The organism is Pseudotabrizicola sp. (genome assembly GCF_030684215.1).
Lineage (GTDB): Bacteria > Pseudomonadota > Alphaproteobacteria > Rhodobacterales > Rhodobacteraceae > Pseudotabrizicola.
Genome location: NZ_JAUXOV010000070.1, coordinates 103,220 through 116,663, shown reverse-complemented (window position 1 = coordinate 116,663; position 13,444 = coordinate 103,220). Strand labels below are relative to the sequence as shown.

Sequence of the window (13,444 nt, the reverse complement as noted above, 5' to 3'; positions counted from 1 at the left end):
GGACAGCAAGCCACCCATCGGGACAAGGTTACTTGCACTCGTCGGTGGCTGGCTGGGAAATGGTTTCACAGCCTTTGGTAGATGTGCTGGTCTGAGCATCTTGTGGCCAGGTCAGATTTGGCAAATCCACGACAGTGCCAAAGGCGAAGGCAGGGGCGGCTGTCAAAACAACGGTAAGGGCGAACAGAACGGGACGCATGGAAAACTCCTGAAATTGAACTTTTGAGTTCAGTTCATATGGACTCACAAGTATTCTCACGCAAGCGAAAAATGAACTGCTTAGTTCATTATTATCTCTTGCACATCATTGCGGCGCGGATAGTTTAGAATTATTCTAAAAGGTGAAGCCATGCTCTCTGCCCTGACACATCGCCGCAGATTCTCTGACCTCTCGGAACAAGAGGTTCTGGCCCTTGCCATTTCCTCCGAAGAGGACGACGCCCGCATCTACCGTAGCTATGCGGAACGCCTGCGCGGTGCCTATGCGGCCACAGCGCGCGCGTTTGACGGCATGGCCGTGGAAGAAGATGACCACCGCCGCCGCCTGATCGAACTGCACCGCCAGCGCTTTGGCGAGGTAATCCCCCTGATCCGCCGTGAGCATGTCGCCGGTTTCTATGCCCGGCGTCCCGTTTGGCTGGTGGAAAACCTGTCGCTTGACACCATCCGCGGCGAAGCCGAAGCGATGGAGCGGCAGGCCGAAATCTTCTACCTCAAGGCTGCCCAAGCCACGTCAGACGCGGGCACCCGCAAACTGCTGGGCGATTTGGCGGCAGCGGAATCGAGCCACAAGACACAGGCCGGGTCCCTGATCACCGAACATGTTGACCCCGACTCTGAAGATCAGGAAAACCGGGCTGCCAAGCGGCAGTTCATCCTGACATGGGTGCAGCCGGGGCTGGCCGGGCTGATGGATGGCTCTGTCTCTACCCTCGCCCCGATCTTTGCCACCGCTTTTGCCACGCAGGATACCTGGACGACCTTTCTGGTCGGCACTGCCGCAAGCGTGGGTGCGGGCATCTCGATGGGCTTTACCGAGGCCGCGCATGACGATGGCGTGCTGTCCGGGCGTGGCAGCCCGTGGAAGCGCGGGGTGGCCTCGGGGGTGATGACCACCATCGGTGGCATGGGTCACGCCCTGCCCTATCTGATCCCCGATTTCTGGACCGCAACCTCTGTCGCGATGGTTGTGGTTTTTATCGAACTTTGGGCGATTGCGTGGATTCAGAACAAGTTTATGGACACGCCATTCCTGCGCGCGGCGATGCAGGTGGTTCTGGGTGGCGCGCTGGTGTTTGCGGCGGGCGTTCTGATCGGGGGCGGGTAAGGCTTGGCCTTTGTGGTAAGGGGGCACTGCCCCGCCAGCCCCTAAGTGTTTTTGCCAAGATGAAACTCAGCCGCCCAGATGGGTTTCGCCCCGTGCGTGGGCAAGGTCCATCTGGCGTTGGCGTTCACGGAAGCGGGCGCGGTCTTCGGGTTGATATTCACCTGCGCAGGCGGCACAGCACACGCCCCGTTCATAGGCGGCATGCGCGCGGCCCTCAGGCGTGACCGGGCGTCGACAGGCGCCGCAGCTGTCATTCTGACCTGGAATCAACCCGTGACCGACTGACACGCGGGAGTCGAACACATAGCATTCGCCTTGCCACAGGCTTTGATCCTGCGGCACGTCCTCAAGGTATTTCAGGATACCACCTTTGAGGTGGAACACATCCTCGACCCCTTGCGACAGCAAATAGTTGGTTGATTTCTCGCAGCGGATGCCGCCCGTGCAGAACATCGCGATCCGCTTATTGTGAAAGCGGTCGCGGTTTTCTTCCCACCACTGCGGAAACTCGCGAAAACTGCGGGTGGCGGGGTCGACGGCACCTGCGAATGTGCCGATCGCCACCTCGTAATCATTGCGGGTGTCGATCACCGCCACATCAGGTTGGCTGATCAGATCGTTCCAGTCGGCGGCAGTCACATAGTGACCCACCCGCGCTTTGGGGTCCACATCCGGCACGCCCATCGTCACGATCTCGCGCTTCAGCCTCACCTTCATGCGGCCAAACGGCATTTTATCGGCAAAGCTTTCTTTCCACTCCATATCCGCGCAGCCCGGCAAGGCATGGATATGGGCCAGCACCGTATCGATGCCCGCACGGGTGCCTGCGATGGTGCCGTTGATCCCTTCTGCCGCCAAAAGCAGCGACCCTTTGACGCCCTGTGCCGCGCACAGATCAATCAGCGGCCCGCGCAAGGCAGCATAGTCGGGAAAACGAGTGAAGTGGTAGAGTGCGGCAATGGTGAACATGGGCGCGGCATAGGCCAAGTGCTGTGCCGGATCAAGCGACAGCTTGCCGCTGCCCATTGGCAATTGACAGCGTGCAGTCGATCCCGTCCACTTGCACGACTGCCAGAAGGAAGACACAAATGCGCCCAGCAACCGATGCCCTGATCGTCATTGACGTCCAAAACGACTTTTGCCCCGGCGGTGCGTTAGCGGTGGCGGAAGGTGATGCGATTGTGCCCGGTATCACCGCCCTGATGGCCGAATTTGCCGCCGTGGTGCTGACCCAAGACTGGCACCCGGCCAACCACAGCTCTTTCGCGGCGAACCATCCGGGCACCGCACCGTTCAGCCTGACCAAGATGCCCTATGGCCCACAGGTTCTGTGGCCCACCCATTGCGTGCAGGGCAGCGAGGGGGCCGCGTTTCATGCGGGTCTGGACATGACTCGCGCCGATCTGATCCTACGCAAAGGCTTTCGCCGCGCAATCGACAGCTATTCCGCGTTTTTCGAGAATGACCAGACCACCCAGACCGGACTTGACGGTTATTTGCGCGACAGGGGCATATCGCGGCTGGTGCTGACCGGGCTGGCCACGGATTTTTGCGTGGCCTTTTCCGCACTGGATGCAGCACGTTTGGGCTATGACGTGACCGTGCGGATGGACCTGTGCCGCGCCATTGATCTGGAGGGCAGCCTTGCCACCATGCAAGCACGGATGACAGACGCAGGCATCCGGCTGGAAGGCTGAAAAGCGCTGACATAACTGGACAGCGCCGCGCCCAGTTGATTTAACGGCCCAAAGTGCCGTGCAGGAGCTGCCAGATGGTCGATATCGCCACCCGCGTCCACAATCATAAGTGGAAGATCGACCCGATTGTGCGGTCGCTGCTGGATACCGATTTTTACAAACTGCTGATGTGTCAGTCGGTGTTTCGCAATCGCCCCGATACCACCGTCACCTTCAGCCTGATCAACCGCACCAAAAGCATCCGCCTTGCCGATCTGATCGACGAAGGTGAACTGCGCGAACAACTGGATCATATCCGCACCCTGCGCCTGTCACGCGGCGAAAGCACCTTTCTGCGGGGCAACACGTTCTATGGCAAACGCCAGATGTTTCGCCCCGATTTCATGGATTGGTTCGAAGGCTTGCAATTGCCGCCCTACCATCTCGAAAAGCATGACGGCCAGTATGAACTGACATTCGAGGGCAAATGGCCCGAGGTCATGATGTGGGAAATCCCCGCGCTTGCCGTACTGATGGAGTTGCGGTCGCGCGCGGTGCTGCGCAGCATGGGCAAGTTTGAACTGCAGGTACTGTATGCCCGCGCCATGACCAAGCTTTGGGCCAAGATCGAGAAGCTGCGCCAGATTGACGGGCTGCGGCTGGCCGATTTCGGCACCCGTCGCCGCCATTCCTTTATGTGGCAGGATTGGGCAGTGCAGGCCCTGATTGAGGGCATGGAGGGCAAGTTCATCGGCACCTCAAACTGTCTGATCGCCATGCGGCGTGAAGTCGAGGCGATTGGCACCAACGCGCATGAACTGCCGATGGTCTACTCCGCCCTCGCCAACACTGACGCCGAACTGGCCCAAGCCCCCTATCAGGTGCTGGCCGACTGGCATGAAGAGCATGACGGCAATCTGCGCATCATGCTGCCCGACACTTACGGCACCGAGGGCTTCCTTGCCCGCGCGCCTGAGTGGCTGGCGAAATGGACCGGCATCCGCATCGACTCGGGCGATCCGGCAACGGGCGCGGAAACCGCAATCCGCTGGTGGAAAGAGCGTGGCGAAGACCCGCAAGGCAAGCTGGTGATTTTTTCCGACGGGCTGGACGCAGACAAAATCGCCGAACTGCACGCCCAGTTCGTCGGCCGGGTAAAGGTATCGTTCGGCTGGGGCACCATGCTGACCAATGACTTCCGCGGTCTTGCGGAAAATGATGCGCTCGCGCCATTCAGTCTGGTGTGCAAGGCAGTTTCAGCAAATGGCAGGCCTACGGTCAAATTGTCGGACAACCCTAACAAGGCAATGGGCCCGCCAGATGAGATCGCCCGTTACAAACGGGTGTTTCAAGTGGGCGAACAGGCCCCGATGGACGTGGTGGTTTAGGAAACCGCTTTCAGTGCCAGAAAGATCAGCGCGGACATCATGGCCGCCATCGGCACTGTGACCACCCAAGCCGCCCCAATGGTCAGGAAATGCGCCCGCCGCACCAGTTTGCGACGGCTGCGTTCATCCGGGGCCACAGGCTTACCCTTTTCGATCCCCAAAAGCCGCGCTTTTCGCTCGGCATGCCATTCGCGGTAAAACCCCACGCCAAACACTGCACCTACCGCGATGTGGGTCGAACTGACAGGCAGCCCCAGCCCGCTGGCAACAATCACCGTAATTGCCGCCGACAGTGCCACGCAATAGGCGCGCATCGGGTTCAGCTTGGTGATCTCTCCGCCCACCATGCGGATCAGTTTGGGGCCAAACAGCACCAACCCAAAAGAAATGCCTGCCGCGCCAATGATCATCACCCACAGCGGAATCGTCACCCGCGCGCCATTTCCACCTTCTTGCACGGCATGGGCAATCGCGGCCAAGGGTCCGACCGCATTGGCCACATCATTGGCCCCATGGGCAAAGGACAACAAAGCGGCGGACACCACCAAAGGAATGGCAAACAGCTTTTTCAGCGATTTCTTGCGGTTCTCCAGCCCTTCGGATTGCCGCCGCACCATGGGACGCGTGATCAGCGTCGCCGCCACCCCGATAGCCAGACCCAAAATCAGGCCCATTGTCAGGTTTATCTCAACAATCCGCCGCAGCCCCTTGACCGCCAGATAGGCTGAAAACGCGCCCGCCATCACGCCGATCAGCACCGGCACCCATTTGCGCGCAGCCCCGATCTTATCCGGCACATCATTGATAAATGCCTTGATGAAGCTGAGGAACAACGCCGCAATCAACCCACCCAACAGCGGCGATATCACCCAGCTTGCCGCAATCTGTCCCATCGTCGGCCAGTTCACCGCCCCAAAACCGGCAGCCATGATCCCTGCGCCCATCACACCGCCCACAATGGAATGTGTGGTCGATACCGGCGCACCAATCCATGTTGCCAGATTTAACCACAGAGCCGCCGCCAGCAGCGACGCCATCATCGCCCAGATAAACGTGTCAGGATCGGCCACTGCATCAGGCGATACAATTCCCCCTGAGATGGTCGAGACAACATCGCCACCAGCAATCAACGCGCCAGCAGTTTCAAACACCGCCGCGATGATCAGCGCACCGCCCATGGTCAGCGCATTGGCCCCAACCGCTGGTCCCATGTTGTTGGCCACATCATTCGCACCGATGTTCAGCGCCATATAGGCACCGAACGCCGCCGCCGTCACCAGAATGACCGTCGAAGATGACCCACCCGCAAGAATGATCGCCGAAACCGCACAGATCAAAATGAACAGGATACCCAGACTGATCGCAATCATCGGGCGGCTGATATAGACCAGCGCCTGCTCCAGTTGCACGATACGACCCAGATCCTTGTCCAGTGTTTTCCACTGGTTGATCGGCGGGGGCGGCTGATCCGTCATGTCATTTACCTGTTACCAGAGCGTCACGCCCGCGTTACAGATGCGCTGACTATCCGTTCACAATGGCCCTGACAACCGATTCCCCCTAGGCCAGACAGCGCTGCGCAAACATCACCGCCCGCGCAATGTGGCTGGCATGAACCGGGCTGTCCGTGGGCAGGCGCGGGGCCGCCCAACCAACCGAGGCCAGCGTCCGGGCCAAAGTGAACGCATCGACCAGCCCTGTGTCAGCCAACCCATACCCCTCACACAGCGCCGCCCTGATATCATCATAAGCAGGCTCATACAGGTTTTGCGACAGCACGGTTCCCAGATCATAGATCCGATAGCCAAAGCCGCTGTCGTCAAAGTCGATCATGGAAAGTGAATGCCCGTTCACAAGAATATTCTCCCGCAACACATCGGCATGGATCAGCCCCATCGGCCCGGCCTGCACCGCCAAGCGCTCTGACAACCAGGCGCGCGCCTCGGCCAGCAAACCAGCCTCAGCAGCACTCAGCGCAGGATGCTCCCAGAACCGCCCCCAGAACGGCGCCTCCCCCACCAGACCGTCACGATCCCAGCAGGGCCGCGTGAACCAGTCGGGCAAGGGCAGCCCATCCGTCGCCGCATGAACCCGCGCCACCAACTGCCCCAAGGTATGGTGCTGCGTCGCCTGATCCGCCGATGATCCGCCCAACGGCACCCCCGCCTCCCCCAAAGGCGCGCCATCAACCCAATCCACAACAGACGCCATCCGCCCGCCCGTCAGCACTGCCAGATGCCCACCCTCCGGCAAGGCCAAAGCCGCTGGCACCGGCAAACCCAGCTGCGCCAGTTCCGCACACCACCACAGCTCTGACCGGATCGCATCCGCCGACTGATATCCCCGGCGATGCAATCGCAACGCCGCACGCCTGCCCGCGAGCGAAACCTCATAGACCTCATTTTCGCGCAGCCGCAAAGGGCGCACCACTGTGCCCCCCCACAGGCCCGCCGCGTCCTCCGCCTCGATCATGCCGCATCCATCGCCGCTTGCAGGGCATCCGCCAGCAGGTCCGCTTCGGCCTGCCCAAACACCATCGGCGGCCTGATCTTCAGCGTCGCCCCCCCGCGCCCAATCCGGTTCAGCAAAAACCCGCGCGCCACCATATCCTCCACAAGATCAGCGGCAAACTCGCCCGCATCCACACCGCCGAACTCCACCCCAAAGAACATGCCCGTCCCGCGCACATTCACAATCCGGCCATGCCGCAAATCGCCCAACCGCTCCAGCAAGTAGGTCGAGGTCGCAGCCCCCCGCGCCTGCAACCCGTCTTCCTCAATCACATCCAGCGTGGCCAGACAGGCCGCCGCCGACACCGGATTACCGCCAAAGGTGTTGAAATAGCCAAACGCCTCACGAAAGGCCGCCATCACATCGGGCCGCGCAAGGCAGGCCGCCACCGGATGCCCGTTCGCCATCGGCTTGCCAACCGTCACCACATCCGGCGCAAAGCCCAACAGATCATGCCCCCAGAAGTGGCTGCCCACCCGACCAAACCCCGGCTGAACCTCATCACACAGGATCAAACCACCCGCCCGACGCACCACTGCAACCGTAGGGTCCAGAAACCCCGGCCCCACGTCAGGCAACCCCTCATTGGCAAAGACCGGGCACAGCATCAGCCCAGAAAACCCGAACCCCGCAGACTCCAGCTCCTCAATCGCCCGCGCCACATGCGCCGCAAATGCCGCAGGCTGCGCCGCAGCACTGTCACCCAAAGGCGCAAGCGTGTCAGGCGACGGCACCAGCCGCACATTTGGCGCACGCCCACCAATCGGCGGCCGGCGAGTGGAAAGCTGGCTCACCGCCGCCGTATTGCCATGGTAAGTGTTGTCGGTGGCAATAATCCCCGTTTTGCCCGTCACCGCCTGCGCCATCCGCAAGGCGAGATCATTCGCCTCTGATCCGGTGCACACCATGATCGCCTGGGAAACCCCATGCCCCAGCGTCGCCACCAGCCGCTCGATATAGTCCAGCACCAGACCATGATGATAGCGGGTATGGGTGTTCAAAACTGCAGCCTGCCCGGCAATCGCCGCCACCACCTTCGGATGACAATGCCCGACATGGGCCACGTTGTTATAGCAATCCAGATAGCGCTTGCCGTCTGCATCCCACAACCATACCCCCTGCCCGCGCACGATATGCACTGGCGCGCGGTAAAAGGTCGGCACATTCGGCCCCATCAGCCGCGCCCGCCGCACTTCAAAGCTCTGGGCCGCAAGCGTCTCAGTCATCATCCCCCTCCACCCGGCCGCGCCCGGCCTTGACATCCCCACGCACCGCCTTGGCCTTCAACCGCCGCAAGGTGCTACCATACGTCGGTTTGGTCGCCACCCGCCGCTTGGGTGCCACCAGCGCCTGCCGGATCATCTCCACCAGCCGCTCACGCGCCAATTCCCGGTTGCGGGCCTGGCTCCGCGTCTCCTCCGCCCGGATCAAAATCGCCCCGTCGAGCGTCCAGCGCCGCCCGGCCAGCTTTTTCAGCCGTGCCTTCACCGGCCCCGACAAATGCGGCGACCGCTCGGCCTCAAACCGCAATTCCACCGCCGTCTCAACCTTGTTGACATTCTGCCCCCCCGGTCCTTGCGAGCGGGTAAAGGTCTCCGTCAACTCCCAGTCGGCCAGCGACACTGTATCTGTAATCTGCAACATGCCCGCACCATAGCAAAGGCCAGCCACAACGAAAGCCCTGTCCATTTTCTGTTCTTAAATATCCCCGCGCGGCGCGCAAACATCCGAGGCGGCGCGCAGGCGCCAACGAGACAAAAAGAATGCGCGCATAGCGCGCTCAGCTCTTCAAAATCTGCAAACGAGAAAGGGTTGCCGGAGTGCGGCAACCCTTTCCGAGTTCAAGGAGATGGGCCAGTTAGGTAACCTGTCCCAATCAAAGGTTCGTTGACTAAGGGGTTGCCCCTAGAAAACACCCCCCATGACTGTCCCGACACGTCTCTCCAATATCACTCTAGACACTGGATCACCTCCTTTCAAATGTGTTGCCGATATGGGTAGCGTGACACAGATTTTGTGCCTGTCAAATGCTTTTACGCAATCGGTGCGGTCAATTTTCTGACAATTAGCCGAAATGGCAAAAGTGCCACCAAAGCGAGCAGAAGCTTTACACCCCAGTCTGCAATCGCCAGCGACACCCACAAGGGTGCTGCCGGACCAAGCCCCAGCACCGGCAAAACCTCGTTGGCCCAGCTCACATCATTGCCCGGTTCCAGCCCCGCCAGGGCCCCCGAAAACGCGATGGAAAAGAACAGCGCCGTATCGACGGACGATCCGATCAGCGTTGACACCAGAGGAGCGCGCCACCACGCACCACTGCGAAAGCGATCAAACACCGCCACGTCCAGCAATTGCGCGGTCAGGAACGCTACCCCAGACCCGATGGCAATCCTCCATGTCACCAGCGGGCCGAACTCGCCCATGATCTGCGTGCCGATCAGCGAACAGGCAACACCCACGGCAAAGCCGGTAAACACCACCCGCCGTGCCGCTTGCGCGCCATACAGACGATTGGTCAGATCCGTCACCAGAAAGGCCAGCGGATAGGTAAAGGCCCCCCACGTCAGCCATTGGCCAAACAGAAACTGTACAAGGATATTAGAGGCCACGACAATCGCGGCCATGGCAATTACGCCAGGCAGAAGTTTTTGCATCATGTGATCCGTTTTTTATGCAAGGTCGCGGAGACTTGCCCCCCGCTTGATTGGGGACGCGCTGCCCTAATGCAGCAACGCGCGCCTGTCAATCCATCAGACGGTATTCCACAATCTCGGTGCGCAGCAGCGATATAAAGTTATCGTCTGAAATCATCGTCAGCCGGATCGCCCCGCTGCGGTCGCGCCAGACCGAAAGCCCTTCCAGATTACCATGCTGGCCGGTCGGTGTCTGCAAATGCAGCCTGCCATCGGTCAATGCCTTTGCTCCGACCTTGAATGACCGGACCCGGCTGGCAAAGCCTGCGATGCCGCGAAACGACCGTTCCAGCACATAAAGCCGGCCATCTGGCCCGAAATCGGCTGAGACTGGCAAAAACACTCCATCGCGCGGCAGATCAAACGGCTGAGTCCATGTCCCGTTTGCAAACCGCCAAACCGGAAAATCTGGTCCGTCCGGGTTGCCCGGTTGCCCCGTCAGCAGGCGAATGCGCTTTGATCCCGGCAACTCCTCGGGGATCGTGTAAAGCACGCCCTTTGCATCTATCGCCAAAGACTCAAGCGCGGCATTGCGGGGAAAGGCACCAAACTCTGGCGGTGTCGGCAAGTTTTCAGCCAAACCGTCCAGATCACGGTAGCGCAGCACGCGCGCAACCCCCTCAAACGAGACATAGGTCGTCCCGTCAGCAGCCACTGCAATGCCTTCGCTGTCGTTCCGCCCGATCGCAATCGGTTCGTTCGTGTTGGATTTCAACCGCTTAATCGGCCCCATTTCAACTGCCGAAATCGTTCCATTTGCTGCCCGGCGCAAACGGCCCTGCACAAAGGCACCCCTGTCATTCAATGCCGTGAACTGCACGCCGTCCGCCGACAGGTCAATGGCCGAGAACCCGCCAAAACGAGGGTCCGCGACTGACCAGCGAAACGTGCCAAGAAACCCCGGCTGTTGTGTCGGATTGGCGCTTCCTTGCAGCCCGAAGGCAACCAGCGCCGCCGCCGCGATTACCGCGAGGCGAGAACGTCCTGGCATTGCTGAGGCAAATCCTTCATCGTGAACTGGCGCGGATGACGCGCCCGCGGCGTGTCAGGGTCCACGGGCTTTTTCGTCGTATTCTTGGGCGGGTTCAGGTAGTCGGTCACCCACCACATCAGAGTTTCGTCACAGCCATTGCCACCTTTGGACAGCTCGGAAACCGTGGGAGTCTGGGTTTGACACAAACGCGCACCTTTCGGGCATTTCAGTCGCACATGAAAATGGGTGTCATGCCCCGCCACTGGGCGGATTTTCTGTAACCACGGCGTATCTGCTTTCGTTGCGGTTTTACACATCTCGATCTTGACCGAGGCGGCCACAAAGATCCGGTCCACCCGGCTGTCAGACGCCGCCGCCCGCATCACCGCATGGTGCCGCGCAGTCCAATTTTTTGTCACCGATTTCTGGTCTGCCGACCGCACCGGAATTGATGAAATGTTCTCGCGTTCGCTCCGCGTCAGGTTCAGGCGCTGGGGCGGCAGTTGCCAGATATCGGCATCCAGCCCGATCTGATGGCTGGCGTGACCGCTGGTCATCGGCCCGCCGCGCGGCTGGCTGATATCGCCGATATACAGCCCCGCCCAACCAATCTGCTGCGCCGTCCGGCTCAGGTCGACCAGAAAGTTGATCATCTCTGGGTGGCCAAAATTGCGCCCGCGCGACAGGCGCATGGCCTGCCAGCTTGGCCCGCTTTCCGGCAAAGCCACCAGGCCCGCCGCACAGCCCTTGGCATAAGATCCCACCGGCATCGGTTTTTGCTGGCTGGGGGCGGCATGCGCGCCAAACAGCTGATTGGCCAGCTGCTGCGCCTGCACCGCGCCGGGCAAGCACAAACTTGCTGCCAAAATCACGGCTCGGATCATGCGTACTCTCCCTCTGGTTTCACCCAGACTAACAGGAACAGCCCGATCAGGAACAGCCCGATCAGCGGAGTCACGCCAAGTTGTTGGCTTCCCGTCAGATCGGTAACAACACCGATCGACAACGGTGCGATGAAAGATGTGGCCTTACCGGCCAGAGCATACAGCCCGAACGCCTCTGTCATCCGCCCCGGTTCGGCCTGCCGCACCATCATCGTGCGGCTGGACGACTGCAGCGATCCGCCACCCGCGCCGATCAGTGCGCCAAGGATGTAAAACCCAGCGTCCGGCAGAATACTGTCCGGCCCAACCGGCACGCCAAACACAGAATCCCGGCTGACAAACACCACCGCGATGGCCACTGCCGTCAACAGGGTCACGTTCAGAATGATCACCGGCTTTGGTCCCACCCGGCTGTCCATCTTGCCGCCTGCCCAGGCAAAAATCGCGCCGGTCAGCGCCGCGATGATGCCGAAAATCCCGACATTGGTGACAGACCAACCCAGCACCCCCGCCGCATAAATGCCGCCAAAGACATACATGCCATTCAGCGCATCGCGGTAAAACATCGACGAGCCCAGATAGGCAAACAGGCTGCGCTGCTGCGGCAACCGGACCAGTGTCGATTTCAGCTCTGGCCATGCCGCCCGCATGGCCTGTCCTATCGCCATCGCACCCGCTTTGCGCGGTTCCTTCACCCACAGAAAAAACGGGATCATAAACACCGCATACCAGATGGCCACCAAGGGCCCGACAGACCGCGTGCCTTCGCGGGTTTCCGGATCAAGCCCCAAGATCGGCGGAATACCCAGCAACGTCCGCCCGGACGCGTTCTCTGCCAGCAGCAATAGCATGATGATCAGCGCAACAATGCCACCCAGATACCCGAACGCCCACCCATTGCCAGAAATCCGCCCCAGATCGGCGCGCGGGCACAGATCTGGCAGCATGGCGTTGGTAAAAGTGGTGGCAAACTCCATCCCGATCAGGCCGATGCAAAAGAACAGCATCACAAACCAGACGTTGAAATCACCGGGCGCCGAATACCAAAGCATCCACGCGCCAATCACATACAGTGCCGAAAACAGCCAGATGAACGCCATCCGCCCGCCCGACTTGTCAGCGACCGCGCCTAAAAGCGGCGACAGCACGGCAATGATCAGCCCTGCCGTGCCGATACCGTAACCCCAGATCGACTGCGCCGCCGTGCCATCGCCCACGACCGACACGACATAGGGTCCGAAGATGAACGTCAACAGCAACGTGTTATAGGGCTGACTGGCCCAATCAAAAAAATACCAACCCCAGATCCGCTTTTTATCCGCAGTCATTCCCGCCCCCAGTTGGCCCTGTCATCGGCCTTTTCAGGATCAAGCCTCAAAAGGATGACGGGCGCAAGACGGGCGTTATTGCATCGGGGGCCAAGGCCGCGCTGCATCCGCCGCGATCCACGCCTGCACCCATTCCGGCAGGGGCGGGCTTTCGGGCGGCAGACCAAAGGCCCGCGCCAGCTCGGCTGGCGGCACGATCCCGCCTTTGCCACGCTCGCCCAACCCCGTCACCGCCGACCGGATCAGGATGTGCGACGTGCATTCGCCCCGCCGCCACATTGACTGCTCAATATACAAAAACCGCGCGTCCCAGCCGATGATCCGCGTGCGCATCTCAACCCGGTGAAACATCTTCACCCGCTTGCGGTAGCGCGTGGTATTGCCTGCAACCGCCAGCCCCCAACCACGCGCCTTCAGCACCTTGTGCAGCCCCATCCGCTGCCCCAGCGGAATGCGCCCCAGATCATACAGGGTCAGCGTGCGGCCGTTGTTCAGCTCCATCCACGGGTCGATATCCCAAGGCCAGCAGATGTGATGGCTGATATGGGTATCAAACACACCCAACCTGGGCGCGTTGCGGAATTTGAACAATTCCTTGAACATTCGGGCATAAGGATACATGTGCGGCCTACTCCGGTCTGACCGCCCCCTGCTGCCCCGGCAT

The 13,444-nt window shown here is 60.6% G+C and carries 14 protein-coding genes; 3 read left to right on the top strand and 11 right to left on the bottom strand.

The genetic code is table 11. From position 1 onward, the window contains the following. Window positions 1-28: 28 nt before the first annotated feature. Window positions 29-199, bottom strand: coding sequence for a hypothetical protein (locus Q8K08_RS14640; RefSeq protein ID WP_304801856.1), 171 nt, complete (start codon window positions 197-199; stop codon window positions 29-31). 150 nt (window positions 200-349) lie between these two features. On the opposite strand from Q8K08_RS14640, the gene mbfA reads away from it, so the two are divergent. Then, window positions 350-1,327 carry an iron exporter MbfA gene (gene mbfA / locus Q8K08_RS14635; RefSeq protein ID WP_304801858.1) on the top strand — a complete coding sequence of 326 codons (978 nt, stop codon included), beginning with the start codon at window positions 350-352 and terminating at the stop codon, window positions 1,325-1,327. A 66-nt stretch (window positions 1,328-1,393) separates the two neighbouring features. Here the strand turns inward: mbfA and Q8K08_RS14630 are convergent, their stop codons facing one another. Then, on the bottom strand, window positions 1,394-2,296 hold the full coding sequence (locus Q8K08_RS14630; protein WP_305250709.1) for a rhodanese-related sulfurtransferase: 903 nt from the start codon (window positions 2,294-2,296) through the stop codon (window positions 1,394-1,396). Window positions 2,297-2,415: 119 nt separating this feature from the next. Here Q8K08_RS14630 and pncA point away from each other — a divergent pair, with 119 nt between their 5' ends. Both pncA and pncB read left to right on the top strand, forming a co-directional pair. After that, complete coding sequence (gene pncA, locus Q8K08_RS14625) at window positions 2,416-3,024, top strand: bifunctional nicotinamidase/pyrazinamidase (protein WP_305250531.1); 609 nt, start codon at window positions 2,416-2,418, stop codon at window positions 3,022-3,024. Between the two features lie 74 nt (window positions 3,025-3,098). After that, window positions 3,099-4,391, top strand: a complete 1,293-nt coding sequence (pncB, locus tag Q8K08_RS14620; protein ID WP_304798149.1) for a nicotinate phosphoribosyltransferase — start codon at window positions 3,099-3,101, stop codon at window positions 4,389-4,391. Here pncB and Q8K08_RS14615 read toward each other — a convergent pair. The 9 genes from Q8K08_RS14615 to Q8K08_RS14575 all read right to left on the bottom strand — a co-directional run bounded on the left by Q8K08_RS14615 (window position 4,388) and on the right by Q8K08_RS14575 (window position 13,401). Then, window positions 4,388-5,866 (bottom strand): inorganic phosphate transporter, encoded by a 1,479-nt coding sequence (locus tag Q8K08_RS14615; protein WP_305250529.1) that lies wholly within the window; start codon window positions 5,864-5,866, stop codon window positions 4,388-4,390. The genes pncB and Q8K08_RS14615 overlap by 4 nt on opposite strands. Before the next feature lie 85 nt (window positions 5,867-5,951). Beyond that, the gene (locus Q8K08_RS14610; RefSeq protein ID WP_305250528.1) at window positions 5,952-6,863 is read right to left on the bottom strand and encodes a phosphotransferase; all 912 of its coding nucleotides are present in this window, start codon (window positions 6,861-6,863) and stop codon (window positions 5,952-5,954) included. Then, window positions 6,860-8,128 carry an aspartate aminotransferase family protein gene (locus Q8K08_RS14605; protein ID WP_304799898.1) on the bottom strand — a complete coding sequence of 423 codons (1,269 nt, stop codon included), beginning with the start codon at window positions 8,126-8,128 and terminating at the stop codon, window positions 6,860-6,862. The genes Q8K08_RS14610 and Q8K08_RS14605 overlap by 4 nt, the downstream gene beginning before the upstream one ends. After that, the gene (gene arfB, locus Q8K08_RS14600; RefSeq protein WP_304799896.1) at window positions 8,121-8,546 is read right to left on the bottom strand and encodes an alternative ribosome rescue aminoacyl-tRNA hydrolase ArfB; all 426 of its coding nucleotides are present in this window, start codon (window positions 8,544-8,546) and stop codon (window positions 8,121-8,123) included. Before arfB ends, Q8K08_RS14605 begins: the two co-directional genes overlap by 8 nt. Window positions 8,547-8,935: 389 nt before the next feature. Beyond that, window positions 8,936-9,559, bottom strand: a complete 624-nt coding sequence (locus Q8K08_RS14595; RefSeq protein WP_304799894.1) for a queuosine precursor transporter — start codon at window positions 9,557-9,559, stop codon at window positions 8,936-8,938. 85 nt (window positions 9,560-9,644) lie between these two features. Then, complete coding sequence (locus Q8K08_RS14590) at window positions 9,645-10,586, bottom strand: esterase-like activity of phytase family protein (protein ID WP_304799902.1); 942 nt, start codon at window positions 10,584-10,586, stop codon at window positions 9,645-9,647. Then, complete coding sequence (gene mepA / locus Q8K08_RS14585; RefSeq protein ID WP_305250527.1) at window positions 10,559-11,452, bottom strand: penicillin-insensitive murein endopeptidase; 894 nt, start codon at window positions 11,450-11,452, stop codon at window positions 10,559-10,561. Before mepA ends, Q8K08_RS14590 begins: the two co-directional genes overlap by 28 nt. Then, complete coding sequence (locus Q8K08_RS14580; protein ID WP_304801499.1) at window positions 11,449-12,780, bottom strand: MFS transporter; 1,332 nt, start codon at window positions 12,778-12,780, stop codon at window positions 11,449-11,451. Before Q8K08_RS14580 ends, mepA begins: the two co-directional genes overlap by 4 nt. A gap of 75 nt (window positions 12,781-12,855) precedes the next feature. Continuing rightward, window positions 12,856-13,401: an acyl-CoA thioesterase gene (locus Q8K08_RS14575; protein ID WP_304801497.1), complete on the bottom strand. Its 546-nt coding sequence runs from the start codon at window positions 13,399-13,401 to the stop codon at window positions 12,856-12,858. Window positions 13,402-13,444 lie beyond the last annotated feature (43 nt).